Here is a 24,924-nt window from a genome sequence, read left to right as displayed (position 1 = left end):
TCCATGCTAGCATAACATTACATATAATTCAATTTTTAATGAATCAAACAAATGAAAATCTGCCTGTGCAATAGTATTGTGTGCGTAATATGCGAGTCATTTACTTTTTGCTAAAGAACAGTGAAGAACTGCACCCCCGGGGGAAATTCTGAGACACTCAGTGGCTCAGTTGCTATCAATTAATTTTATAAGGCTTTTTATAAAAACCGCATTAAAATTAATAAGTATTTTGTATATTATTCTAAATATTCTGAAAACTTCACGTAAAATTATTGAAATTTTCTTAATTTTGTATACAATTGTATGTATCAACAAAAAATTTAAGGGGGGATAATATATGACTATATGTGTTAAAGAACCAATATTCAATTTATTGGAGGTGCCTATGACTGAATTTAATTTAAGTCAATACATAAATGACATAATAGATTTAGTGAAAAATAATAATAAAGGCGATGAAGAATTTCATCAAGCCGTTGAAGAGGTTTTAAAAACTTTACAACCAGTATTAGAAAAACATCCAGAGTATGTGGACGAGAAAATATTAGAAAGACTTGTAGAACCAGAAAGACAAATAATATTTAGAGTTCCTTGGATTGATGATAAGGGTGATATTCAAGTAAACAGAGGATATAGGGTACAATTTAATAGTGCAATAGGGCCTTACAAAGGTGGACTAAGATTCCATCCATCTGTGAATATAAGTATAATTAAATTCTTAGGGTTTGAGCAAATTTTCAAAAACTCACTTACTGGTTTACCTATAGGTGGAGCAAAGGGTGGATCTGATTTTAATCCAAAGGGGAAATCAAATAGAGAAATCATGAGATTTTGCCAAAGTTTCATGTCTGAGTTACAACAACATATAGGTCCAGATGTGGACGTTCCAGCTGGGGATATAGGTGTTGGAGGAAGAGAAATCGGATATTTATTTGGACAGTATAAAAAATTTAAAAATGCCAATGAATCTGGTGTTTTAACTGGTAAGGGCTTACCTTATGGTGGTTCTTTAGCAAGAACAGAAGCCACTGGATATGGTCTAGTTTATTTTGTAGATGAAATGTTAAAAGAACATGGACATAGTTTTGAAGGTAAAAAAGTAGTTATATCTGGTTCGGGAAATGTTGCCATATATGCAGCCCAAAAAGCTGAGCAATTAGGCGCTAAAGTAATAGCTATGTCAGATTCAAACGGATATATAGTAGATGAAAATGGTGTGGATGTAGAAATAGTAAAACAAATAAAAGAAGTGGAAAGAAAAAGAATCGAAGAATACGTGCAAAGAAAAGAAGGCGCTATGTATTTTGAAAATCAACAAAATATATGGACACTAGATTGTGACATAGTCCTACCTTGTGCTACTCAAAATGATATAACATTAGAAACTGCTAAATTATTAGTAGAGCATAATGTAATAGCAGTAGGTGAAGGTGCAAATATGCCTTGCACAAATGACGCTTTGAATTATTTAATAGAAAATAATGTACTAGTAGCTCCAGCAAAAGCAGCTAATGCAGGTGGAGTTGCAACTTCAGCTTTAGAAATGGCACAAAATAGTATGAGAATTACTTGGACCTTTGAAAAAGTTGATAGAAAATTAAAACAAATAATGGTGGATATATTTAAGGCATCTAAAGATGCTGCTAAAGAATATGGTTCAGAAGGCAACTATGTGGTAGGTGCAAATATAGCAGGTTTTCTAAAAGTAGCAAGCGCTATGATGAGCCAAGGTATAATATAATAAAATCTGTTATATTATGAATATCAAAAGCAAGTAATTTCCAAATATGGATAATTACTTGCTTTTTTACATTTGAAATCTATTTCTTCACACTCACATGACTAATTAGATTGTCCTCTATTCTCAAACATAATAGTAACACTTTTATCTGACAAATCTAGGCCTACTTTATTTATATTTTCTATCTTTCTCATAAGTCTTGTGATAATGTTGTAGTTAGCAAGTTCTTGACATAAACTGTCAAGAACTTTACCCCCGGGGGAAATTCTGAGACACTCAGTGGCTCAGTTGCTATAATTTTTATAATTCATTCCAATAAAATCTACTTTGTCAATTTTAAAGATTTCATAAACAAACTGGTTCTTATTTTATCTAGTTTTAATTATTACTTTAATACATATCTATTAATTTCATTTCCAAATTCATCTAAAATAAGTACATTAATCTGTCCTTTTTTCCCATCTTGTTTACTTCCACCATCAATAAAATATCTTTTACATGGATATTCATAACTAATTATGTCATATTTATTATCTTTATTAATCAATTCAGTAATTGTATGACCAGATACAATTACTCTTTTCAAATTCTCTTTTGGAATATCATCTATATTTGTAAACCTATGTGTTGGATTAATATAATTATCTCTAATCCAAAGTAAGTCATCGTCATCTTGCTCATAAATACTAACTTCCCAATTAATCCCAGCATGAACCACTAAAATATTGTCTGTAATAAACTTTTTTGGTAATTCACTTAAAAACTTTGTATATTTACACAAAGGCTCTGATTTAAGCTTACTAGCAATATCATTAAACTCTTGAATATTTTTTAATCCAATTTCATCTAAAGTTTTTCTTCCTCCATTTAATAACCATAAAATATAAGAATCAAAATTATATTTACTAGTCTTTATCCAAAAGTCATCATGATTACCTAATAATGCTGTTGCTTTTCCTTTCTCTACAAGATCAATAATATAATCTAAAACTTTTAATACATATCCAAACTCTTGCTTTTCTCCATCTATATAATCACCAGCAAAAATAATATGACTATTTTTATCTTTAAATTCTTCTATACATTCTAACTTTTGTAAAGCTTCCCAGTTGGAGTGTATATCTGATAAAATAATATATTTCTTCAAATAAATATCCTCCATCTATATATTTCAATTACTTTTGTCCGTAAAATACAAAATACTATTTCCTTTTACTAAAGGTTCTAATAATTAAATATTTTGCTATTATACTTATAAAAAACCTTAAATATTTGACAGTTCTGACCTAACTCTCATTAGAATTTTACCTAACATATTCTTACCTCTTCCTTTACAAACACCCCAATAAGTATCATTCCATCTATTTCCTTCTTCTAGATATTCATCATCACCCGTGGCAATTAATTTTTCTTTTAAATCACTATTTTGTTCAAACTTAGCTTTCACTACTAAATACATTATATCGTCCTTTATTTCTTCCCAATCATGTCTCAATCTAACACTTCTACCTTTTCTTTTAGCAGTAGCAGGGTCTAGACTAGCAAATTCAGATTGTCTTTTTATATCTTTGAAAGAATGAAATGCTGCTTCTGCATTCAAAAATGTAATACCATTTATTACAATTTTAGATTTACTATAATTACTTAAAAAATAATATTTTCCTTTAAATTCTTTTATCATATCTTTAAACTCCCTTTAATTTATAATAATTACATATTTTTTATTACTATATTTAATATTCATCTTCACTTACAAGTTCTAATATACGTTGCTCTATTAAAGTTTCATCTAATTTTGTAATTTTTTCTCTTCCACCTTCAATTAGCTCTTTTAAATAAATTTCTGCATATCCATCTCCATACACTCTTCTAAAAGTTTCATATACTAACATAATTAATAATCTTTCTTTTATTTAAGTTATTATTAATGGGATAGTATAAACTATCCCATTTTACCATTAAATCTTACTTGATTTATAAATTAATACTCTTCAGGTAACATCATAGTTACAATTTCATTAAAATCATTAATAGCCCAAAATTTAATACCATTATACTCAAACACTTGTAAATATTCTGCACTATTACCATACCTTTGAATGATACTATTCAAAGCACAAAATGAAATTTCTTCTGCTTCTGTTCCAAATGCATTCTTAAATCCATTCGTATACACAATCAAAGCTTTTGTAAAATCATTAAATATACAAGCATCTGGATCTTGTTCTTTATGAAAAAGTTTATATTTCATATTTATCTCCTTTAATCTTTTTAAAATTTATTAAACTCTCGACATCTCAATATCTAGTTAGTTGTTTCTTTCTTATGTAACTCCTTCATCATATCTTTTTCACGAGTTTCAATACAAAAATTAACATTTTTCAAAAACCTAATTATATCTTCTTCATTCTGTGGTAAATATGAATTATTTTTATTAGACCTTTTAAAATATTGTTTAATATTATTATTTTCATCTACATAATTATTGAAAAAATTCATATTAATATAATTCTCCCATTCATTAGGACTTAAATCTTTTTGAAGTAACTTTAATCCCATATCCCAGTAATCATTAAATTTACGACTAGTATTAAATCCATCTGGTACAATAGCAATATTTCCAATCGTATGAGTTAATACCGCAAACTTTTTTAATTCTTCTGAATTATGAACTTTAGAGAAAACTTCAAAATTTTCAATCAAAAATTTTGCCCAAGTCATTCCATCATAAACTTTTAAAAAAGGGTGATTTTTTTTATAGTAAGCTAAATATTTTTTTTGAATTTTGCCATCATTATTAAACTCCTTAAATGGTGAATAACGCATATCAGGAGTTGATATATTTAAATGGCTTTTTTGTGGAATTTTTAATGGAACTTCATCTTTCATTGTCCCTTCTGGCTTAAATATTTTTGGATAAATTATTTGTAAATAACACTTATAAGTTGTCCAAAATGAATTCATTATATCTTTATGCTCTGTATTTGAACTAGGAAATAATTTTTTAAACAAATCATCAATTACTTTATAATTTTCAATATGTCCTCGTTTAAATTTATTGAAATTAAAATAATCATCTTCTTTATCACGATAATTGTTATCTTTATATGCTAATTCATATGCTAATAAAATATTCTTAATTGGATTTTCATTATTATAAAGATCTCCTAATAACTTCTTTTTAAAATCATAGTTTTCTATTAAATCTATCATTTTAATTCCTCCTCATTTACTATTATTTTTTATTGTAGAATTGTATCCTTATTCATTTGCAATAAAAATATTCAATTTTCAAAGAGCGATAATTAGCAATTAGAGATTTCATTTCTCTTTAAATTCTCCATAACTTATATTACATATATTAACACTTTTCTTTTTTTATGTCAATATATATTCTCTTTAAATTCTCCACTTTTTTTCATAAAAAAATTAGGATACAATTATCCTAATTTTTTATAACTAAAACTAAATTTTTTAATTATTAAATATTATTTTACCAATCATAACCATTATATAGAAAATTACCATTTGCATCATAAGTATTTCCGTTGGAACGATCTATCCATAAATCTGTACCAGGTATTTTTTCTTCAGTATCTAAATCAACACTCCAAACATGATCTAGTTTACTTATATCAACTTTACCACTAGAGTTATTACTGCTAGAACTTGAACTACCACTTCCACTAGAGCTATTACTACTAGAATTTGATTTATTTGAACTACTACTTACGCTAGAATTATCACTACTAGAATTTGATTTATTTGAACTACTACTTACGCTAGAATTATCACTACTAGAACTTGATTTATTTGAACTACTACTTCCACTAGAGCTATTACTACTAGAACTTGATTTATTTGAACTACTGCTTCCACTAGAATTATTATTATTTTCTGAATCAGTATTAGATTTAGAACTATCTTTATCTTTTTGATCTTGTTTTTCTTCAGATTTTTCTTGAGTCTTATCAGTAACCTCGCTCTTATTTATTTTAATTGTTTTATTTTCATAAGTCTTATAAGAAAAAAATAATCCAATTAAAATAAATATAATTAAAAATGAAATTATAATATATTTATTTTTCATAAAAACTATCATTCCTTTCGCTGTGCTCAAGGCACAAAATTGGATGAAAAATGGTATAATACATACATTTTTCGTTAATAAATCTAATAAGTAAGTAAATATACTACAGAGCACGGCGGGGTAAGTGAGAAAAGTGCCTATCGGCAAATCCGCATAAAAACTTGTGCCGAATATCTATCTAAGTACAAATAATTGTGCCATGAGCACGTAAGTTAATCTTTGTTTTAGCAAAGACCGTTAAAAAACTAGGATATTCAGTCAATGTTTACTTACTTAATTTTTTATTTAAGGTGATAAAATGCTTAAAATTGTTCATCCAGTATGTTGTGGTATTGATGTTCACAAAAAATTTATAGTAGCTACAATTGCTTCTACTAATTCTAAAAATATCACAACATATAAAACTAAAAACTTTCAAACATTTACCCATAATTTAATTGAATTCAAAAACTGGTTATTAAGTAACAATTGTACTGAAATATGCATGGAAAGTACCGGTAAATACTGGTTACCAATCTATAACATTCTTGAAGATACTTGTAATATTACACTTGCAAATCCTAAATTTATAAAAAATATTCCTGGTAAAAAAACTGATAAACGTGATTCTTTATGGATTACAGATTTACACAAGCATGGTCTAGTTAGGGGGAGTTTTATTCCTCCAAAACAAATCAGAGAACTTAGAGATTTAATGAGATACAGAAGTAAATTAGTTAATTTTCGTTCTAGTGAAAAAAACAGAATTCAAAATTCATTAACTGTATCTAACTTAATGATTTCTAGCGTTGTATCTGATACATTTGGTAAATCTTCTTCAGCTATTATTAAATATGCATTGGATCATCCCGAAAAGCTGAATATTGATTATACTGAATTTCTTCATGCTAGACTACTACCTAAAGCTGAAGAAATAAATCTATCTATGCAAGGCAATATATCTAAAGAGCAATCAAGCAAAATGAGAGTTTCATTTAACCATTTTGACTATATAAATAATTGTTTGACCCAACTAGATAATGTAATTTCTATCATTTCTTCAGACTACCAGGATCAAATATCTTTACTTTCTTCCGTACCAGGAATTACACCTAAGTCTGCCGTAGGCATAATTTCTGAAATAGGTGTTGATATGTCTAAATTTGATACATCAAAGCACCTTTGTTCTTGGGCAGGATTAACGCCTCAGAACAATGAAAGTGCAGGAAAAAAGAAAAGTGTTCGTATAAGTCGTGCCGGTTTATATTTAAAACCTTTGCTTGTTCAATGTGCCAATGCAGCTATTAAAGATAAATCATGTCCTTACTTTAAATATAGATATGAATCTATTAAAAAAAGACGTGGACATAAGAGAGCTATAATAGCTATTTCAAGAATGCTACTTACTTGTTGTTACAATATGTTACTAAATAATAAAGAATTTAATTCTTCATTATACGATTCTTACTTAAGTGATTGTGTAAATCAAACTAAATCTATAGATAGGATGATTAAATATCTACAAACTCAAGGATTTGTAGTTCAAACACAAGTTGAAGAATCACTTGGAATTACATGATAATTAACCAGTAAATCAATTTTCCACAAACTCCGTTTTTATTTTTTTTAATATTTAAAGGGAGTTATTTAGTGTGCAATCCCTTCGGGTATCTTTTTTCAAGTTAACCTCCTAAAATTATTTATTAACATAATTTTACATATTTTAAGCATATCTGTCAAAATATGTAAAATTAATTATAAAATAACAATCAAAAAAATACTTCATATTGGTTTATTTTTTACTATTTATTAATATTATTTTTAAAATAAAAAAGAACCCTTTTACAGGTTCATATAAGTTCATCTTTTTCCAAAGCTATCATTACCTCATCTACATAATCATTTATAGCTTTTTTAGTTTCTTCTGAATAATCTTTCATTAAATATTTATTCATTATATCAAAAAGAATAATATCAACAGAAGGTTGATCAGTTTTTTGAATTTGATTTATAGCAATTCTTAATAAATATTTAATTGTTGCACCAATAGTAATAATTTTATTTAATTCTAAATAATTTGTTAATATTCTTTTTAACTGTGTTAACTTTTCCTCAGTTTCAAATGAAATTTGTAACTTTGGTCTTAGTGCTCCTTGAGGTAAATCATAACTCTTAATATTAACATCAATATTGTCCCATTTAACTTCTTCCCATAAATCATAAGTATCATCAATAGCCTTTGTAATTACATCGCCTTTAGTAAAGTTGATACCTATTGTTTCTTGATAATAGTCTTTTAATTGTTCAAGCATTTCTGCTGTCTCAAAAGCAATTCTTATTTGTAATTCCATAATAGTCACCTCAATTCTATATTAACAAAAGTATCCTTTTAAGTCAATTAAAAGGATACTTATTTTCTCCATAACTACACCATTCATCCTTTTAACCCTTTACTCTAAAAAAGTACAGGTACTACGTACCCATAATACAAGGTCTGAAAAAATGAGGAGGTTTTTTTTCTCCCCTTAATGTATAATTTAATTAACTGATACGCAAAAAAAGAATAGACTTATAAAAGTCCATTCTTTCGCATATATGTAATATGTCTCTCTAAAGTCTTGGTCGTCAAACTTAAAACTTTAGAGATATCTTTATTTTTAAAGCCTTTTTCTCGGAGGCTTTTTATTTTTTCCCTTATTTGCTCAAGTTCTTCTTTTTTACTTTGTTTACCTTCTGCTTTTAACTTATCTTTATATGCTTTGCTATTTCTTAAATTCTTCCTTCTCTTATACTCTCTCTTAGAGATAATCGTATTCATATAAGTTTCTTCTTCTTCAGTTATTCCTAATAAGTCTATTGTAAATGATACTATATAGATGTACATAAAATGGAATATAAAAATGTACAAAATTATACAAATTTCTGCTATCCTTATCCCTGGAGGGATAGCCATGATTTTAAATTTAATAGGACAAATTAATATAATTAAATCAATGAATTTTAAACCAAATTACTCTGAATTAGCCAGAGAGCATGGAATTGATAGAAGAACAGTGAAAAAATACTATGATGGATATGAAGGTAAACCACAAACTAGAAATAAATCTAGCAAATCAGATTAATACTTAGAGGAAATCAAATTAAAGTTTGGTTATAAAAAAGTGAGATATTGGTGATTTTAAAATAACCAAACCTTTAACAGAATTACACTAAAGTTTGATTATTTCATAAAAAAGAGACTAAGCGATAACCTGCTTAATCCCTGTATTTATCTTATTTTTAGTCTTATTTATTCTTTCGTCTTCCCTTTTATCCTAATTATTTTCTACTTTTAATCACACTTTCGTAGATTAATCAGAGTTTAGCAGGAATAATTAGACTTTATTTAGTGGCTACAATTATTTCTTTAATTTTACTACTGTTTCACAGTGGCTAATAGGACTTGCATTGATGTCCAAGCAGATTGAAGCTGTAATTTTCCCTTTTTTACATATGTTCGTTCGTGGGAATAAGTCGACGGTACTTTTTTGAGTTTTGACGTTTTCGGGAATACGTCTATCATTATTAAATATTTTTTCTACATTATAACATGCTATTAATTTTTACCCATTTCATGAATTAACCACTCAAAATTTTCACGCCAATAAGCTTTCATACCATCTTTGTTTTTCCATATAGCTTCTGGCCCCGTGGTTCTATCTAAGTCTATACCAAATCTCCCATTCTCAGATTGCAAAACCTGTGCAGTACGATTTTTACCACACTGATAACACTCATTAATATTATCTGATTCTATAATAACTGCACAAAAGTTCTCCATAGAGCGAACCTTTAATACCACAGATAGCTTATTCCTAAAAATCTCATCTTCAATATGCTTGTGTTTGTTTACAATAATATACCTCTTATTGTTGATTTTCTTTAGTTCTTTAGCATATAGTAAAGAAAGAACTTTTTCTGGTTTCAGAATATCATTTCCTTCAACTAAGCAAAATACAACATTCTTATCCTTAACTTTATAAACATATATTCCATCAGCCACTCTTTTTGATTGACTCAAGATCTTATCGATACCACCAACTGGTATCTCTAGCTGATAATTCTTATTAGGAGTCTTCGATTGGTTATGGCTATTATCTTGAGCTGCACAATCATCATCCAATGATGTATCATAAACATATATGCCTCCTGGTGAATTTAACTCAGGGGTTCCCTTCATAATATTGTATGGTTTTAGTTCCTTACCATGTGTATTGAACCCATATACATATGAGTGGGGATTAGAAACTTTACCGTCACCGCCCATTGTAACAAAATTGTAGCATGAATTTTCTATTGCTCTAACCTTATTATATTTATACCACTTGTCATAAACAATATTACCACCAGTGCTGTTAATAATAACATCAACACCTTTTAATCCATACATCCTACTAAACAATGAATGATTACAGTCATAGCAGATAGTCATTCCTATCCTATATCCTTTATATAAGATAGGTTCAAACATTGACTTGGAAAGTTCACCATAGTATTCTAATTGAAATGCAGAATATGCAGTCATAGTATGCTTAATATACAAAGCATTAGCTGTTTCAGTTTCATTTGCAAAGGCATTAGCAAAAACACTAAAAATAGTGCCATACTTATCTTCACTGCTTACAATCACAGCTTTTCCAATTTCTTCACTAAAATCAAGACAGGCTTTAAAAATATTATTTACATCTTCTTCAATACATATATCTGCATTTGTTAATAAAGAATTGAAAGAGCAATAACAAAACTCTGGCAAAACAAAAATATCGAAATCAGATTTCTTCACAACTTCTAGAGCATTTGCAAAATCAGCTTTGTTTTTAAGTTCATCTGTCTGCAAATATAATCCTACTTTCAAACCACCATTGCTCTGTATCTTAGCATTTTTCGCAACTTCCGATTTTATATTCAGTAGCTTTTTTAATCTCCCCTCTGCCTCGTCAGATTCAAAATCTATCTGTCCATGCATTATCCTAACTAATTTATATCCATGCTTGCTTGCTTCAATATCTCTTATGCTATCATAATAAGCTCTTATTTCATCTCGATTGACTGGTTGTCTATCTTTTGCATTTATATCATTACATGCCTTTATCCATAATTGTCTATCAAAGTACACTGAAATATCGGGATAAGACAATAATGATACTTTTCTTGCCTGTGAAAAATGCTGCCTTTCATCATATTCAATAATCAATTTTTCACTTTCGCAAACAAAGTCGCACCTTAATCGAACATTTCTCTTTGCAAATGCTTTATCTCCTCTATATTCAAATATCGATTTGTATAGATTTTCATAATCTCCCTCAATTATATCTGGCGTCTTCAACCAAGGGAATGTTTTTTCACATACGATGTCTCCATTAAACATTCTATTAAGCAACAACTGCAATTCATTTTTTTGCTCTATGACAGCTTTTGATGGAATTTTAATCGTATCAGCTGATATCTGTTTTTTTGCAGGTATTAACTTAGGTTGTACTGTTTCAACCTTCTTTTTCGATTGTTTTTGCTTTATAACTGATTTTGTATCTATATGCTCTGATTTACCTGTATAAAACATTTCAAATCCCAGTCTTTCAAAAAAACGCACCGTTTCCATACCACCACCAAAATTATTCTTTCTGATTTCTTTTCCATGTGCCACCTTATATGCCATTCCACGAATATGCTTAGCAGGTAGCTTCTTGCCATTATATATAAGAAATGTGCACTTTGGATTTGGATATTCTGGATTTTCAGTATGAAAAAGCTCAATTGCTTTTATGACATCTTCCCTTGTAATATCAATCCAATTAATCTTTGCCATTTTCACCTCTCCATTTCATTCTTTTAAATTTATTTTTCATAATCCTTTCCATCATTTAACACTTCACCACTAAACACAAATAAATCGTCAATGGGGGACGTGTTGCCGGATATAATCTATTAAATCTGTATCCCCAACATATACTCCACCACAAAGTGAGCCTTTGAAAGTATATTTCATATTATTTGTATCAGTGATTTTCATTTTCTAAATACCTATATCCGTTGCATAACAAACCATCCCTGTTATCCTAGTCAAAGCATTCCAATGACTTGATATGCTACTTTCCCATACGGATGTTCTTTAGTTCCAGTTAATAGACCATATATAATACCTAATTAATTTTTATCTACCTGACTTATAAAATAAAAACTACTTACACACTTTTATTGACAAACCCCTTAATAATACTTTATTTTTCAATTTCAATTATAATCCCAGTCATATCCACAGTCTTTGCAATATCCTTCATCCTCATTTAGTAAATATAAATTATCACTTCCACAAGATGGACAAATACCTTGGTATATATAATAGCTATCTGCTTTATAGCTAAATGTTTCTGGAAGGTTTTCAGATTCCTCTTTTTCCTTTTTACTTTCATAATCTTTTCCATCAGCCACACACTGTATCCATCCGTCATTAAATCCAGCTGAATATCCTTCGTCATATTTGCTGTTAATAATCCCATCCCCTCCAGCATCATCTATTTGAGCTTTGTAATAACCATCTTTGTATCCGTCTTTGTATCCTCTTTCATATTCACTTTCTTGCTTTTTATTTGAAGTATTGCTTGTTTGTGTTTTTTCATTATCCTTGTCTTTTTCTTCATTTTTGATTTCTGGTTTTTCGATAACCCACTTAGCTTCTTTTCCACAATCTTTGCAGTACTTGGTTACTTCTTTGGATTCAGCTGCACATTCACTGCAGTAGATTATTTTTTCTTCTTTTGATGCTTCTTCTGTTTTTTCATTGCTTTTGGTGCATCCTGTGCTTAGACTTAATACTACTATTAGTGCTAATATTAATTTTTTCATATCTTACTCTCCCTCATAATTCAAAGTACTATTTGGGTAAATTTATGTAATTATATCATATCAGATTTTTATGAAATACTAAGGTATTTAGTTATTGATGGAGTTACTATAGATTTAAACTAGAATGATTAATTATTTTGATTTCAACTTTTCAATTACTTCAAAAGCAATATAACTTATTATTTTACCCTCATAAAACTTATCTTTGAAATACAGATCATATATATTTAATTTCTTAGAGCATCTATCATCATAAGTTTCAAATCCTAACATACCTAGATGTTACAAATATAGCATGTTCTTGACATAAAACGTCAAGAACTTCACCCCTGGGTGAAATTTCGAGACACTCAGTGGCTCAGTTGCTACCATTTCTTGAATCACATCTTTAAACATGTCTTTTAGATAATTTCCAATATCACCTTGGCTACTAAGTGATTCATCTGCAATAATTCTTCTTATAATTCTTTCATTTAATATACTCATAAAAATACCCCGTCCTGGCATCTGACTTTACATTTTTATAATTGCCATAAAGGAGTATTTATTTCATCATAATCAAAAATTATTTTACATTACCGTTAAACATTTCTATTTCAACTTTTTTAGCTTTCTTTCCATAATCATAATTTGATTCATATAATCTTTTTCTTCATTGGACATACTAATTTTTTTCATCATTTCATCAATATATCTTTCATAATCATCAATTAATTTGTCATATCTAACTTTATCGCTTTCAAATATCTTTGTTTGTTTCAAAAATTCTTCTGCTTGTTTAAGTAACTTTTTTTCATATTCATATGATGCTTGTTGATATCCCTCTTTTTTACCTACATGTTTTCCTTGATTAAATGCATGCTGTGTAAACTTATCACTTAATATAGTGTATTTATAACCTGTACCGGCTAAATCACCTAATGTAACTTTTCTATCTCTTTCATCTGTATAGACTACATCTCCTCTATTTTTAAAAAAATCTAGTATTCCCATCAAATTCCTCCATCAGAATAATTATAATTATCTTGCTTTAATAAGCTTTCTCTCCATAATCATAATTTTATTTAAATATGTTTCTTCTTCACTTGTTAATGATTGTTTATCACTCATTTCTTCAATATAAATTTCATATTAATTTATAAGTTGTTCATATTCATCTCTCTGCTGATTGAAAGTATTCTGCTGATTTTAAAATTTTTCTGCTTGCTTCAGTAATTTTTTTTCATACTCATAAGAAGCTTGTACATATCCTTCTTTTTTCCCCTCATGCTTACCTGCATTATAAACATGACTAACTACTGGCATATCCTCTAAATAAGTTTCTTTACATTCTTCTTTTAATCCATCAACTACTCCAAAGGTTTCAACATTTTCAACAATACTCTTCAATCCATATCCTGGTATTAAGCTTTTCTTTAAAAATCTTTTAAATCCCATCCTATACTCCTAAAATTTATATTCTTCACCTTGAATTAATTTATTAAAACCACCAAATACAAACTCCTTTTTCACTTTTTGGATGTATGCTGTATCAGTGACCAAGCGATACATTGTAACCATCAATCCACCTACATCTAAATCTTTAATAGCTGATTCATTTCCTGCTATTGCATTGCCTCCAACCCAAATAATATTACTACATGAAGATATTATATTTGAATATAAAAGGATTTTTCTTGTTTTTACCTCATATAAATCACGGCTTGGATATTTTTCAGAATTATAGTATAATCCATGGATTAATGTAATGAGCATGTTTATTAATATAGCAACCGCTGCCTGTGTCCCTACAACTGCTACATCCTTTAATAAACATAAACTATCGTACCCTTCTTTATAAAGTTTTCCAGCCAAATCTGGTGAAAATATTTCTAATAATGGTATTGGTAATCCAAACTTAGTATACACATCAGACTTTAAATGTAGTGCTTGTGCAAAAATTGCAGCTGGTAAGCGTTTATTATCTTCTTTTATACTTTCAATGGCCATCATAAAAGCTTGGCCTATATTCGTTTTATAATCCCAGTGCTTTGGCCTTGGTTCATTTGAAATTTTATATGTACTAAAATCTTCAAGTGTTATTGTATCTGAAATGATATTAATAGTACCAAACAGCCATCCTGCAATTGGATCGTGACCAAGTGTATGTATTCTATGATAACCGGCTTCCATATTTATACCAAATTTAGGTGATCCAACCGAAACGTCATATGGAACCCCATCATATACAATTTCTAACCAAGTCCTATATTTTTCACTTTTATTATGATCCCACTTTTCACTATGCTTTTCTTTATACTTATCTCTTTTTTCTCGCTCCATTTTTTTTATACCAGAATCATTGTCTTTAACTCTTGAATCACTTATTTTTTTATCTGCCAATGAATTGATTTTAGAAATAAGAACCCATCTTCCAATCTGTAACGCAGTAGCAAATAATAAAAATTTAACATCCGTCGAATCTAAACCTGTTTGCCTTTCAAACTCTAAATCTAAATTGTCGAGGATCTTTCTTGAATTATGTGCTACTTCAGCCACCCTAAATGATTCATTAGCTATAGTCTCCATATTTCTTAGTGTTTTTTCTGAACTACTACTTACTTCTTTTCTTCTTCTACGTAACTCTTCTATATCCATAATTTGTCCCATTACCTCGTATTCTTTAAACTTTCCATGCTCTTATATTTTTTTCACTATACCATGAAGACGGGTGTGTGCCTTTAATACACATATTTAATTTATTATCACTATACTCATTAATTGCTAGCTGAGTTAATTCTTGTAATGTTGTTTTTTTATTTATTTTTGTAATTTTCTGCAATCCTATTTCATTATCACAAATATCTTCTAGATATTTTTTATTTATTACTGTTTTAGTTCTTTGTGGTGCTAATGAATCCAGTTTATGGGAACCTATTGTACATAAATTCACAATAATATCAGCACTATATTTCTCTAACCTTTTAATAAAAGTTTTATCAAAGCCTCTACATAACCATAACTTTAACCATATTCTATCTCTAAATTTATCAGTATCCTCACCTAAGCTACACTGAAATTGAATAGCATTGGATAAAATAATATGATATTTTCCATCAGGAATATATTTTTTTATATTATCAATAAAATGATTATCAAGATTACATCCTGTCACACCAAGTGCAGGAGCTGGAGCAATACTGCATTTTGATTTATTAAATTCATCAATATGAGGACTCTCTAAAACAATTAATATAATTTTTTCTCTACTTTGTCTAATTAATTGTAATTTTTCCTCTGATATTTTAATTTCATTTCTACCTATATTTCTTAAGTTTTTGCAGAACCATAAATTACTAGTAACAGCATTGCTATTTATGCTAAAAGTTCCTACATAATTATCTTCACATAATTCAAAACTTATACTATTCAAACCATCGGTGTTTATTCCACTAACTACACTTATAAATTCATCTTTACACGTTTGTAATTCTTCAGTTTGTCCATATTTCTTCTCCATTATCTATACGTACCTCTTATCCAATTTATTAATCATCATATATATAAATCTCTCATCTTTTCAATAGTTTCCATCATTTCTTCCCTAAACTTATCAGAATCAAGAACTTCTACAGAATCCCCCTGGCTCAAAAGCCACATTTTTATACCTTTACCAAACAAATTTGCCTCTACTGTGTATTCTCCTTTTTCCTCTACTACTGTCGCATCAGGCAATCTATCTTCAACTGCCTCGATGGATCTGCCTGTAAATCTAAACTTTACCCTTTCCAGTTCTCCTGTCTGCATAAATTGAATTGACTTTCTAAACTTTCCATCTTGAAATCTTTTGCTATAATCCACTTTATATTTTTTATCAGTGATGACTAAATCTTTGATTCTGTCTACTCTATAAATAGCAGGATATTCATAGCTCTTTCCTTCAATAAAAGCTACCAGGTAAAAATAATACTCTGAAAATAACAATCCTTGTGGACAAATATTTCTTTTCGAAATTTCTTCTTGTAATTTCCCATCAGTACCTATTTTAAAATACCCAATGCTCAATATTTTTTGTTCTTTTATAGCATTGCTTATTTGCCATAACTTACTTAAAAGTTCCTTGCCGTGTTTTGGTGATTTATAGTGATGTAACTCATTTCTAATAATTCTATTAATATTATCTTTATCTTCACTTATACAGTTTTCAAGGAGCTTGTCTAACATATCTTTTAACTCAGTCTCTATAAAACCTCTACTTTCTAGAAGAACCTTAGAGATAGCTAAAACTTCATTTTCATTGAGATTCTTTTCATGTTTTCCTCTAAGAATATATCCTCCTTTTTCTTTATCTGTTACAATTTCCTCACCTATCAACTCATCCTCAGGCTTTTCAACAAATTTTTTAATATCTTGTATATACCTATAAAAAGTTCTTTCATTAATATTAAATTTGTCTAATACCTCATGCTTTCTAACTATTTTTCCTTCAAGTAATCTATTATAAATGTATAACAACACTTCTGATTTAAATCTTTCCATATAAAAAAATTTTACTCCTTTAAATAATATACCTTAATTTATTCATTTATTACTTTTCTACATTTATCGCATAATTCCTCTTTTTTCCCCTTTTAATTCTATACATTTCTGTATCTGCCCTTTTTATTAACTCCTTACTAGTTAAGTTTTTTTCTGTTTCTTTACCATATTCATAAAATCCATAGCTAAAGCTCAAATTATATTTTTCATTATTTTTATTAATTTCTTCTACCAATTTTAAAATTCTCCCCCATACTGTATTGACTTCTTTCATTGTTGTTTTAGGAAATACTACTAAGAATTCATCTCCACCCATTCTAATTACAAAGTCAGTTTTTCTAATGCTTTCTTTTAAAATTTTAGCTGTACTTATTAAAAGTTTGTCACCCTCTTCATGTCCAAAAGTATCATTTATAATTTTTAATCCATCCACATCAATAAAGCAAATAACCATATTTTTATCATTGCTATTTGATAATTTAAATTCTCTTTCTAACAACTCTAAACCTGATTTTTTATTTAGTACTCCTGTCATTGCATCTATACTAGCAAAGTAATTTAACTTTTTATTTTCTAACCATAATTTCTGCAACATATCCTCCTTATGTATCAAAATCTCAATAAGCTTTTCTCTATTCATATTATCGTAATTCACTTTATCTCCCACCCTTAATATTTATATCATTTAAACTTTATCTTAATTATAAACTTTATGACTGACACACATTGTCAGTGAAAAATAATAATGCTAATTTTTTAAAAATACTCAAAACAAAAACACCCACAAAGCCAGCTCCTACTGAAGCAAACCTTGTGGGTGTTATCTTAAATCCTTATATATTCCATTATATTCCTTAAAGAGAAAAGTTATTATGATAGGTAAGTCAAATTGTGAAAATTGTGATTTAATCTGCCTATTACTTTGTCTAAAATTACACACAAGAACCCTAAGATCTTTCTAACCCCCATTATATCAATCACTAAAAAGGGAACCGCTAGAATGGTGCTCTTATTATGCCTAAGAAATTCACAAAATAAAGGATATCTCAAATAGATATCGTTTCCAATGAATTGACTTGTTATTACTTTCTATTAATTATTTTAATATCCATAATAACTATATCTATTAAGCTCATCACATCTATCAAGTGTCAAATCCACTAATGTTTGATACTTAATAAGTTCATCGTTTCTTAAACTTTTTTCTTGTTTTATTTTGTCTTTAGCCCATGCAACTTGTTCTTCTTTTAAAATCTCAAAATCTTCATAACTTTCTTCTTTTATACCTTTATATAAATTATTAAGCAATTCGTCACTTAATTCATATACAACCTTAGCACTTTCTATATCATTTATATTATATGATCTTAAAGTATTGATTAATATGTCATTATATCTTAAAAAACCGGATGCTTTAACTAATACTTCTTCAGCCTCTATAGATTTCTGTTTAAAATCACTTCTAATATTTTGTGCTACAGAAATATCATTTTGAACTTTTTTAGCCTCTTCACTTTTTTTAGTTTCTTCATACTTTTCAGCTTGGGACTTTAAATTTTCACATTCTTTCTTAAAATCCTTTGCTATATCTCTAACTAAATTACTCTCACTATCTATATTCAATATCGTATCACATAATTGTATAGCAACATCATATTTTTTATTATCTTTAGAATCTACTGCTTCTATTAAGTTATTAATTTGATTGTAAAGCATCTTTGCTTCTTCTTCATCTGGTTTTTCTTCTAGAGCTAAACTAAGGAAGTTTCTACCTTTTTCATACTCTTTACTCGCTATTGCTTTTTTTCCCTCTTCAATATATTTGTTATAAGATGAAGTATCCTCCTTACTACATCCTACAATAAATAAACACATAACTAATAATATTCCTAGTATTCTTTTCATTTACTTTCATCTCCATTTCACCCAAATTTTATAATATAGCATAGTAATTATATATAATTTTTCGATAAATTTCTATACTAATTTACAATACAATAAAAAGGCCATTGATTTTAAACAATGACCCTCACAATTGCCATATTTACTACTAATTAACCTTTTGTAATTCACCACCTGGATAATACAAATAAACTTCAAATGTTTCTTTATCTACTAGATAATTACAATCACTCATAGCATCACCATACTGTTCACTAAATACATAGTACTTGGATTTAAATGACTCACTTTCCCTAGCTATATAGCTCTTATTTGCGTTGGTATAAAAATATGTATATCCCTTTGAATCACTTACATTATATACTGATTGCAATGCCTTTTGAATTTGATTTTTCGTATATTCTTCTCTTTCCTTAGCTTCTTGCTTTTTAATATTTTCATTGCAAGTGTTTAGCAACTTTTTAGATTGACTAAGTACTGATTTAAACTCTTGATTATCTGATATTTGTTCAATAATATAATCTAAGTTATTTTTTGCTTCTTTATACTCTCCATCGTCTATCAATTTTTTTGCATTTTTAAACTTATCATTAATCATTGATTTAAGTTTATTATTTTCATCAACTATACTCTGTACTTCTTCTTTTAATTTATTACTCGCCTTTTTTATTATATCGCTATCGCTTTCACTACTATTTATTTTTTCACACAATTTTATTACTTCATTGTATTTTTTATTTTCTTTTAATTTTAAAGCCTCATTTAACTTTGTAACTTGATTTTCTAATGCATCAGCTTCTTTATCATTGTTTTTTTCTTCCAATGCTAACGAAAAGAAATTTTCTGCTTCTTCATATTCTCCATTAGCTACAGCTGTTTTACCGCTAGTCATCATTTCCTCATATTTTTTATTGGTACATCCTGTAATAAATATGGTACATACCATAATCATTATTAATATTTTTTTCATATTTCCCCACTCTCTAAAGTTCGTTCTGTTAACTTATTTATATTTGAATCTCGACCCCGATAGAGTTTACAATAGTTTCATCACAAGTATAGACACCATAATCAATACTATTAATTTATATTATTCTCTCAACGCCACAACAAGGGCTATTTTAACATATTTATTAGATTACATGAATATTAAAGTATCTCATGTAACTATTTCTAAATGGATTAAAAAGTTTGATAAATACTTTAAATCCATAAGCTATGAGCTTACCAAAGGGCTTTACTTAGGTAATTCTGATGAGTGGCATGCTGATGAAACTGTAGTACGCATTGCTAGTAAAAAGCACTATCTTTGGATTTTCATAGATTCTGAAACTAGATTAATAGCATCTTGGAATCTAAATCAATCCAGAGGATCTGAGTGTGCATTTTCTCTGTTTAAAAAAGCTAAAACCCTTGTCAGTCCTAAATCAATTGTTACAGATGGTTTACCTTCGTACATCGAGCCTATAAAAAATACTTTTAAAAACTCTACTAACATTGTTGTAGAAGATTTTGATGATGATATTTCTAATAATTTAATAGAATCATTCAACAAAACTTATATCTTGTAGTATAATAAATTTGTAATTAAAATAAATGTTCTACACTATACAAATATATTTCTACTTTGATTTTATAACTCATATATCTATAAAATTAAATCTGTGTTGTCATTTTGTAATGCATTACTTATACTATCAAAGTCTTTTAATGGGGACTCTTTTACAATATCACTTATACCATTCATAGCTGCTATCGCTACTGAATCTTTATCTTCATCTAATGCTCTTTCAAGTACATCAAAGCTTTTATCTATAACCTTCTGTCTTTCATTAAATATAGCTTCTGATATATTTTCTACTGTTTCTTTATTTGATTTGATCTTGGCTAAATGAATTTCTGTTGCCTTTTCAATAGCTAATCTTTTAGTAGTTTCTTCTTCTTTAGTTTTCTCATAATCTCTTTTAGATTCTACTACCTTATTAAATACATCTAAAGCATCTTTTGAATTTAAGTTATCTAAATTAAAACAACCATTTTTCTTACTTACTTTTTTATTATTTATTACTTCGCCTTTCATATTGCCTCCTAAACATATAGCTTGTTTACATCGCCATACATACCTAAAATATTCTTAGTTTCTTCACTTATAAGTCCATTTTCTGTAAGTACAGGTGCTTTTATTATTTCTTTCATAGAACTTATAAAACTACATGATCTGACTATAGTTTTCTTTTCATCATTAGTACATTCATTCATATTTATTTGTCCATTTTTAGACCTAATATTATTTATATCTCTTAGTTTACCTAATATATCTTTTGAATAAACTCTTCTAAATTTTTCTAATGTATTATGTATTTCCTCTACTCTCACATTTACAGAGTTTTCTAACCAACTAATAGTTCCTTCTATCTTTCCTACTTCCTCTTTAATTTGAGAGTAGTATCTAGTAGCTTCTGTTAATTTTTTCTCTGAATTTTGTGCATACTTGTGTGACATAATTATAGCAGTTGGAACTAAAGATATTCCACCTAGCATAACTTGTCCACCAGCCATACCTGCACCTCCCGCTTTAACAGCTCCTCCTCCTAAAGCTGCTAATGTAGCCCTCTGAGCTGCTGCCCCACTAAGTGAAGATATTGCAGTACCTGTGGATGCAACACCGAAATTTGCAACTAAACCAGTAGTTAATGATGACATCACGGCAGATGCTCCTAATCCATCTAATGAACCTTTTGCTATTTTTAAAGCCTCTATAGATGTTTTCTTAACTTCTTTTATTTCTTCTGGAGTAAAATTAAACTTGAATTCAGATATAGTAGTCTCTGTTTGCTTTATATTTTTTATTTTCTCAATTATAGCTATAGACTTCAGTATTTCATTTGCATATATGTTTACCTTTAGTTTATTTAATTTTTGCATCTTATCTATAGTTTTCTTTTGGGCTTTATCTAATTTATTATTAATATCTTCATAGATATTCTTAGCTTTTGCTATTTTTTCATCTGCTTCTACACTATTTGAAAATCCTTCTATTGAAGTCATTCCACTATATGTAAGTCCAGCACCAACCGTTGCTGCTCCTAAAGCTGCCGTTGCTGTAGTCGTTACACCTACTACTCCTGCACCTGTTGCTATTGCACTACCTACTGCTGTTGCTGCTCCTACAACTGCCGTTCCTGCTGCTGTTGCTGCTGCTGATCCTGCTATTGCACTACCTGCTGCTGTTGCTGCTCCTACAACTGCGGTTCCTGCTCCTGCAACTGCAGTTCCTGCTGCTGTTGCTGCTGCTGATCCTGCTATTGCGCTACCTGCTGCTGTTGCTGCTCCTGCAATGGCCGTTCCTGCTGCTGATCCTGCTATTGCACTACCTGCTGCTGTTGCTGCTCCTGCAACTGCAGTTCCTGCTGCTGCTACTGCTCCTGCTGCTGCTGATCCTGCTATTGCACTACCTGCTGCGGCTGCCCCTGCTGCCGCTGCTGGTAATACTATTGGTGCTGCTGCAACGGCTACCGCTGCTCCTGCAACACATGTTAAAATTTTACCTAATTTCCCCATATTAATCCTCCTGTCATTTATCTAAAATCTTTTTTCAAATCTAGGACACATTTGATTTGGTGTCCTTTCAAAATGTGCAAAGTCCTTTGGATACATACATTTAGCTTTTTTAGCGTTATCATATTTAAAGAATGTACTTTTATCATGAACTACATCCCCTAGCCTATATTCATCCCAATTTAAACACGTTGCACATAATTTATTATTTTAACCACATAATTTCCACATATGATACCCCTATATATTATCATAGTATATTTTAAGTAATTATTCTTCATTATATATAATAAGGTATTTCAATTGTTATTTTTTGTCATTTTTTGTAATTTAATTTATTTTATTTTTACTCTATCCATGATAATATGTAAGTCATGAATTATTTCATTGTCAACAAAGGAAAAGACCACATTGAATATTACTTCAATGTAGTCTCTATATACTATTACCTCTTTAACATAATCACTTATGAACTTCTTACATTCTGGTAGGTTTCTAGTTAAAATAAACTCTTTAAACTTACCAAACATACTTCTAATTTGATCTTCTGTTATATCTACTGATTCTACTCCATTACTTTCTATAGCCAATTCACTTATCTTTAAGTCTAAATTTAACTTTACTTATTCTAATTCATCTAACTTATCTTTAAGCATGTTGTTAACTATACCTCTCCTTATAGCATTAAGTATATTTTCAATTTCTTTATTTACTTTCTCTAACTTATTCTTAAGATTATTCAACATTTCATGATTATCATTAGACTTAGTTTTTAATCTTTCATTTAATTCCTTGCTTAAAGCTGGTATAGCAAGTTCTTTAAAAAATAGAATCTGTTGCAAAGTTTCAAGAGCCTCATCATCATAAAGCCTATAACCTGCTTCTGTTAATTTAGTTGGTTTTAATAATCCAATTTTATCGTAGTGATGTATCATTCTCACACTTATTCCCTTTAAATTTGAACTTTGTTTTACTGTTCTCATAATTTCATCTTCATCCTTGATTTTAGAGCTCTAATAAAACATCTACTCAACCGACATGAATTTCACTTGTGTACTGGACCTCTAATTTTAGACTACACTATGACATAATATTAGGGTCAATACTTTTTTGAATTTAATTTTTGTACTCTTCGATTTTAATTGTAACATATTTTTCAAATTTATTATTACTTGCCTAAGCTTTCCTAATTTATATAAGGCATCTCTATATGAGATAATTATATTATTTTTATCCCATATATTGTTTTTTGTTTTAGTATATGGTATATTTTTATTAGGGATAAATTCATTATTATTTTCCCATATAAAGGAGGGTTTCTATGAATAAAGTAACTAAAACTATTTCTATAAGTAAGGACTTAGATGAGATTATTCAAAATATAGCGAAGAACTTCTTCAATAACAATTACTCTGTAACACTAGAATCTATAATTAGAGCAGCAGATGAGAGCAATATTGAAATCAGTCAGGATGGTCAACTTATGAATATTCATTCTCTGAAAGTAGCTCCAAGCGGTATGAACTCTATTGATTTAACAAGATTTCCTTATAACGGTAGCGATAGCAAGTTTAGAGCAAACTGCTCAAGCAATTTTTCACCTTTACTGCAAACTGCTATATTTAAAATGATAAGTGTAATTATAAAATACTCTTATCAAAATTATAATACTTATAATGTCAACCATAAACATTTTATTGGCTTCAAAGAAAATGTAAGCATTTACCAGATAAATACTGATGGTTCATTAAATCACGGTGTTTATATAAATTCTCTTTTAACATTAGGTAGCAGTCAAAAAACTCCTAGAGATTATATTGAATCAAATTACTACCCTGAAAAGAGCGATAGATCTTTTATTTTTATATCTCTAACTGAGTTAAATAATATTGAAGCAAATGAGACTGTTTTTATCAGTCACCTTGAAAGATTTACTAGAAGCAACAACTTTTTTAATGATAATGATTTATGGAATCATATAAAGAAGTCGCTTGGTTTATTAGGTACAACGGTTAGTAATCTTCCAAGCCACATTGAAGACTATTTAATTAATAAATATACTAATGTTAATTTCAACTTGAATAATAAAAATATAGAAGCCCTAGAGCTATCTATTGAAGATATTTATACTGTAATTAATTATTTTGAAAACTTATTATAGTATAGAAAGGTTGGTGCAAATTAGAAAACACCAACCTTTTTACATGAACTACTATATATCATTTTTTTAAAAAATACCATTTCAATATCACAA

Annotated in this window: 28 protein-coding genes and 1 pseudogene; 5 read left to right on the top strand and 24 right to left on the bottom strand. The window is 28.7% G+C overall.

Annotated elements, in window-relative coordinates:
* Positions 1 to 337: 337 nt before the first annotated feature.
* A complete protein-coding gene (gdhA, locus tag TVTCOM_RS07505; protein WP_434799223.1) occupies positions 338 to 1,741 on the top strand; it encodes an NADP-specific glutamate dehydrogenase in 1,404 nt (467 codons plus the stop codon).
* Positions 1,742 to 2,126: 385 nt separating this feature from the next.
* Here gdhA and TVTCOM_RS07500 read toward each other — a convergent pair whose 3' ends face one another.
* The 6 genes from TVTCOM_RS07500 to TVTCOM_RS07475 form a co-directional block, all read right to left on the bottom strand.
* Positions 2,127 to 2,888, bottom strand: coding sequence for a metallophosphoesterase (locus TVTCOM_RS07500; protein ID WP_434799222.1), 762 nt, complete (start codon positions 2,886 to 2,888; stop codon positions 2,127 to 2,129).
* Positions 2,889 to 3,005: 117 nt separating this feature from the next.
* Positions 3,006 to 3,422, bottom strand: coding sequence for an NADAR family protein (locus TVTCOM_RS07495; RefSeq protein ID WP_434799221.1), 417 nt, complete (start codon positions 3,420 to 3,422; stop codon positions 3,006 to 3,008).
* Positions 3,423 to 3,474: 52 nt separating this feature from the next.
* Entirely contained in the window at positions 3,475 to 3,633 is a 159-nt protein-coding gene (locus TVTCOM_RS07490; RefSeq protein ID WP_434799220.1) for a hypothetical protein, read from the bottom strand.
* 89 nt (positions 3,634 to 3,722) lie between these two features.
* Positions 3,723 to 3,992: a hypothetical protein gene (locus TVTCOM_RS07485; protein WP_434799219.1), complete on the bottom strand. Its 270-nt coding sequence runs from the start codon at positions 3,990 to 3,992 to the stop codon at positions 3,723 to 3,725.
* A 53-nt stretch (positions 3,993 to 4,045) separates the two neighbouring features.
* Positions 4,046 to 4,954, bottom strand: a complete 909-nt coding sequence (locus tag TVTCOM_RS07480) for a hypothetical protein (RefSeq protein ID WP_434799218.1) — start codon at positions 4,952 to 4,954, stop codon at positions 4,046 to 4,048.
* Positions 4,955 to 5,234: 280 nt separating this feature from the next.
* Positions 5,235 to 5,861, bottom strand: a complete 627-nt coding sequence (locus TVTCOM_RS07475; protein WP_434799217.1) for a hypothetical protein — start codon at positions 5,859 to 5,861, stop codon at positions 5,235 to 5,237.
* Between the two features lie 268 nt (positions 5,862 to 6,129).
* Here TVTCOM_RS07475 and TVTCOM_RS07470 point away from each other — a divergent pair, with 268 nt between their 5' ends.
* Positions 6,130 to 7,389: an IS110 family transposase gene (locus tag TVTCOM_RS07470; protein WP_434796464.1), complete on the top strand. Its 1,260-nt coding sequence runs from the start codon at positions 6,130 to 6,132 to the stop codon at positions 7,387 to 7,389.
* A gap of 271 nt (positions 7,390 to 7,660) precedes the next feature.
* Here the strand turns inward: TVTCOM_RS07470 and TVTCOM_RS07465 are convergent, their stop codons facing one another.
* Both TVTCOM_RS07465 and TVTCOM_RS07460 read right to left on the bottom strand, forming a co-directional pair.
* Positions 7,661 to 8,161 carry a hypothetical protein gene (locus tag TVTCOM_RS07465; RefSeq protein ID WP_434799216.1) on the bottom strand — a complete coding sequence of 167 codons (501 nt, stop codon included), beginning with the start codon at positions 8,159 to 8,161 and terminating at the stop codon, positions 7,661 to 7,663.
* Positions 8,162 to 8,379: 218 nt separating this feature from the next.
* Complete coding sequence (locus TVTCOM_RS07460; protein WP_434799215.1) at positions 8,380 to 8,694, bottom strand: hypothetical protein; 315 nt, start codon at positions 8,692 to 8,694, stop codon at positions 8,380 to 8,382.
* 70 nt (positions 8,695 to 8,764) lie between these two features.
* Here TVTCOM_RS07460 and TVTCOM_RS07455 point away from each other — a divergent pair.
* Positions 8,765 to 8,929, top strand: a pseudogene (locus TVTCOM_RS07455) (IS21 family transposase); the annotation flags it as partial.
* A gap of 476 nt (positions 8,930 to 9,405) precedes the next feature.
* Here TVTCOM_RS07455 and TVTCOM_RS07450 read toward each other — a convergent pair.
* From TVTCOM_RS07450 to TVTCOM_RS07395, 12 genes are all read right to left on the bottom strand, one after another.
* Positions 9,406 to 11,655 (bottom strand): nitrilase-related carbon-nitrogen hydrolase, encoded by a 2,250-nt coding sequence (locus tag TVTCOM_RS07450; protein ID WP_434799214.1) that lies wholly within the window; start codon positions 11,653 to 11,655, stop codon positions 9,406 to 9,408.
* Between the two features lie 425 nt (positions 11,656 to 12,080).
* On the bottom strand, positions 12,081 to 12,692 hold the full coding sequence (locus TVTCOM_RS07445; protein WP_434799213.1) for a hypothetical protein: 612 nt from the start codon (positions 12,690 to 12,692) through the stop codon (positions 12,081 to 12,083).
* Between the two features lie 132 nt (positions 12,693 to 12,824).
* The gene (locus TVTCOM_RS07440; protein ID WP_434799212.1) at positions 12,825 to 12,965 is read right to left on the bottom strand and encodes a hypothetical protein; all 141 of its coding nucleotides are present in this window, start codon (positions 12,963 to 12,965) and stop codon (positions 12,825 to 12,827) included.
* A 9-nt stretch (positions 12,966 to 12,974) separates the two neighbouring features.
* Entirely contained in the window at positions 12,975 to 13,178 is a 204-nt protein-coding gene (locus TVTCOM_RS07435) for a hypothetical protein (protein ID WP_434799211.1), read from the bottom strand.
* A 105-nt stretch (positions 13,179 to 13,283) separates the two neighbouring features.
* Positions 13,284 to 13,685, bottom strand: a complete 402-nt coding sequence (locus tag TVTCOM_RS07430; protein ID WP_434799210.1) for a hypothetical protein — start codon at positions 13,683 to 13,685, stop codon at positions 13,284 to 13,286.
* Between the two features lie 195 nt (positions 13,686 to 13,880).
* Positions 13,881 to 14,129: a hypothetical protein gene (locus tag TVTCOM_RS07425; protein WP_434799209.1), complete on the bottom strand. Its 249-nt coding sequence runs from the start codon at positions 14,127 to 14,129 to the stop codon at positions 13,881 to 13,883.
* A 9-nt stretch (positions 14,130 to 14,138) separates the two neighbouring features.
* A complete protein-coding gene (locus tag TVTCOM_RS07420) occupies positions 14,139 to 15,341 on the bottom strand; it encodes a hypothetical protein (protein WP_434799208.1) in 1,203 nt (400 codons plus the stop codon).
* Positions 15,342 to 15,354: 13 nt separating this feature from the next.
* Positions 15,355 to 16,191, bottom strand: a complete 837-nt coding sequence (locus TVTCOM_RS07415) for a hypothetical protein (protein WP_434799207.1) — start codon at positions 16,189 to 16,191, stop codon at positions 15,355 to 15,357.
* A gap of 35 nt (positions 16,192 to 16,226) precedes the next feature.
* Positions 16,227 to 17,210: a helix-turn-helix transcriptional regulator gene (locus TVTCOM_RS07410; RefSeq protein WP_434799206.1), complete on the bottom strand. Its 984-nt coding sequence runs from the start codon at positions 17,208 to 17,210 to the stop codon at positions 16,227 to 16,229.
* A gap of 49 nt (positions 17,211 to 17,259) precedes the next feature.
* On the bottom strand, positions 17,260 to 17,865 hold the full coding sequence (locus TVTCOM_RS07405) for a GGDEF domain-containing protein (protein ID WP_434799205.1): 606 nt from the start codon (positions 17,863 to 17,865) through the stop codon (positions 17,260 to 17,262).
* Between the two features lie 446 nt (positions 17,866 to 18,311).
* Positions 18,312 to 19,115 (bottom strand): hypothetical protein, encoded by an 804-nt coding sequence (locus TVTCOM_RS07400; protein WP_434799204.1) that lies wholly within the window; start codon positions 19,113 to 19,115, stop codon positions 18,312 to 18,314.
* 145 nt (positions 19,116 to 19,260) lie between these two features.
* A complete protein-coding gene (locus tag TVTCOM_RS07395; protein WP_434799203.1) occupies positions 19,261 to 20,082 on the bottom strand; it encodes a hypothetical protein in 822 nt (273 codons plus the stop codon).
* A 43-nt stretch (positions 20,083 to 20,125) separates the two neighbouring features.
* Here TVTCOM_RS07395 and TVTCOM_RS07390 point away from each other — a divergent pair, with 43 nt between their 5' ends.
* Positions 20,126 to 20,683 (top strand): DDE-type integrase/transposase/recombinase, encoded by a 558-nt coding sequence (locus TVTCOM_RS07390; protein WP_434799202.1) that lies wholly within the window; start codon positions 20,126 to 20,128, stop codon positions 20,681 to 20,683.
* A 77-nt stretch (positions 20,684 to 20,760) separates the two neighbouring features.
* Here TVTCOM_RS07390 and TVTCOM_RS07385 read toward each other — a convergent pair whose 3' ends face one another.
* From TVTCOM_RS07385 to TVTCOM_RS07370, 4 genes are all read right to left on the bottom strand, one after another.
* On the bottom strand, positions 20,761 to 21,192 hold the full coding sequence (locus TVTCOM_RS07385) for a hypothetical protein (protein WP_434799201.1): 432 nt from the start codon (positions 21,190 to 21,192) through the stop codon (positions 20,761 to 20,763).
* 8 nt (positions 21,193 to 21,200) lie between these two features.
* Entirely contained in the window at positions 21,201 to 22,673 is a 1,473-nt protein-coding gene (locus TVTCOM_RS07380; RefSeq protein ID WP_434799200.1) for a hypothetical protein, read from the bottom strand.
* 332 nt (positions 22,674 to 23,005) lie between these two features.
* Positions 23,006 to 23,260: a hypothetical protein gene (locus tag TVTCOM_RS07375; RefSeq protein ID WP_434799199.1), complete on the bottom strand. Its 255-nt coding sequence runs from the start codon at positions 23,258 to 23,260 to the stop codon at positions 23,006 to 23,008.
* Positions 23,261 to 23,293: 33 nt separating this feature from the next.
* A complete protein-coding gene (locus TVTCOM_RS07370) occupies positions 23,294 to 23,653 on the bottom strand; it encodes a MerR family transcriptional regulator (RefSeq protein WP_434799198.1) in 360 nt (119 codons plus the stop codon).
* 338 nt (positions 23,654 to 23,991) lie between these two features.
* On the opposite strand from TVTCOM_RS07370, the gene TVTCOM_RS07365 reads away from it, so the two are divergent.
* Positions 23,992 to 24,831 carry a hypothetical protein gene (locus tag TVTCOM_RS07365; protein WP_434799197.1) on the top strand — a complete coding sequence of 280 codons (840 nt, stop codon included), beginning with the start codon at positions 23,992 to 23,994 and terminating at the stop codon, positions 24,829 to 24,831.
* Positions 24,832 to 24,924: the final 93 nt, after the last annotated feature.

Origin of the sequence: Terrisporobacter vanillatitrophus (assembly GCF_051148895.1) — a bacterium.
GTDB lineage: Bacteria > Bacillota > Clostridia > Peptostreptococcales > Peptostreptococcaceae > Terrisporobacter > Terrisporobacter vanillatitrophus.
The sequence above is the reverse complement of the archived record's forward strand: the minus strand, read 5'-3'. Positions and strand labels throughout refer to the sequence as shown.

What these genes read in the sequence shown, in the direction of transcription:
- TVTCOM_RS07470 (WP_434796464.1), top strand. Translation starts at nt 6,130, where the DNA reads ATGCTTAAAATTGTTCATCCAGTATGTTGTGGTATTGATGTTCACAAA.
- TVTCOM_RS07485 (WP_434799219.1), bottom strand. Translation starts at nt 3,992, where the DNA reads ATGAAATATAAACTTTTTCATAAAGAACAAGATCCAGATGCTTGTATA.
- TVTCOM_RS07460 (WP_434799215.1), bottom strand. Translation starts at nt 8,694, where the DNA reads ATGTACATCTATATAGTATCATTTACAATAGACTTATTAGGAATAACT.
- TVTCOM_RS07380 (WP_434799200.1), bottom strand. Translation starts at nt 22,673, where the DNA reads ATGGGGAAATTAGGTAAAATTTTAACATGTGTTGCAGGAGCAGCGGTA.
- gdhA (WP_434799223.1), top strand. Translation starts at nt 338, where the DNA reads ATGACTATATGTGTTAAAGAACCAATATTCAATTTATTGGAGGTGCCT.
- TVTCOM_RS07435 (WP_434799211.1), bottom strand. Translation starts at nt 13,178, where the DNA reads ATGAGTATATTAAATGAAAGAATTATAAGAAGAATTATTGCAGATGAA.
- TVTCOM_RS07420 (WP_434799208.1), bottom strand. Translation starts at nt 15,341, where the DNA reads ATGGGACAAATTATGGATATAGAAGAGTTACGTAGAAGAAGAAAAGAA.
- TVTCOM_RS07425 (WP_434799209.1), bottom strand. Translation starts at nt 14,129, where the DNA reads ATGGGATTTAAAAGATTTTTAAAGAAAAGCTTAATACCAGGATATGGA.
- TVTCOM_RS07430 (WP_434799210.1), bottom strand. Translation starts at nt 13,685, where the DNA reads ATGGGAATACTAGATTTTTTTAAAAATAGAGGAGATGTAGTCTATACA.
- TVTCOM_RS07370 (WP_434799198.1), bottom strand. Translation starts at nt 23,653, where the DNA reads ATGAGAACAGTAAAACAAAGTTCAAATTTAAAGGGAATAAGTGTGAGA.
- TVTCOM_RS07490 (WP_434799220.1), bottom strand. Translation starts at nt 3,633, where the DNA reads ATGTTAGTATATGAAACTTTTAGAAGAGTGTATGGAGATGGATATGCA.
- TVTCOM_RS07495 (WP_434799221.1), bottom strand. Translation starts at nt 3,422, where the DNA reads ATGATAAAAGAATTTAAAGGAAAATATTATTTTTTAAGTAATTATAGT.
- TVTCOM_RS07465 (WP_434799216.1), bottom strand. Translation starts at nt 8,161, where the DNA reads ATGGAATTACAAATAAGAATTGCTTTTGAGACAGCAGAAATGCTTGAA.
- TVTCOM_RS07445 (WP_434799213.1), bottom strand. Translation starts at nt 12,692, where the DNA reads ATGAAAAAATTAATATTAGCACTAATAGTAGTATTAAGTCTAAGCACA.
- TVTCOM_RS07480 (WP_434799218.1), bottom strand. Translation starts at nt 4,954, where the DNA reads ATGATAGATTTAATAGAAAACTATGATTTTAAAAAGAAGTTATTAGGA.
- TVTCOM_RS07400 (WP_434799204.1), bottom strand. Translation starts at nt 19,115, where the DNA reads ATGAAAAGAATACTAGGAATATTATTAGTTATGTGTTTATTTATTGTA.
- TVTCOM_RS07415 (WP_434799207.1), bottom strand. Translation starts at nt 16,191, where the DNA reads ATGGAGAAGAAATATGGACAAACTGAAGAATTACAAACGTGTAAAGAT.
- TVTCOM_RS07410 (WP_434799206.1), bottom strand. Translation starts at nt 17,210, where the DNA reads ATGGAAAGATTTAAATCAGAAGTGTTGTTATACATTTATAATAGATTA.
- TVTCOM_RS07365 (WP_434799197.1), top strand. Translation starts at nt 23,992, where the DNA reads ATGAATAAAGTAACTAAAACTATTTCTATAAGTAAGGACTTAGATGAG.
- TVTCOM_RS07440 (WP_434799212.1), bottom strand. Translation starts at nt 12,965, where the DNA reads ATGTTAGGATTTGAAACTTATGATGATAGATGCTCTAAGAAATTAAAT.
- TVTCOM_RS07450 (WP_434799214.1), bottom strand. Translation starts at nt 11,655, where the DNA reads ATGGCAAAGATTAATTGGATTGATATTACAAGGGAAGATGTCATAAAA.
- TVTCOM_RS07395 (WP_434799203.1), bottom strand. Translation starts at nt 20,082, where the DNA reads ATGAAAAAAATATTAATAATGATTATGGTATGTACCATATTTATTACA.
- TVTCOM_RS07385 (WP_434799201.1), bottom strand. Translation starts at nt 21,192, where the DNA reads ATGAAAGGCGAAGTAATAAATAATAAAAAAGTAAGTAAGAAAAATGGT.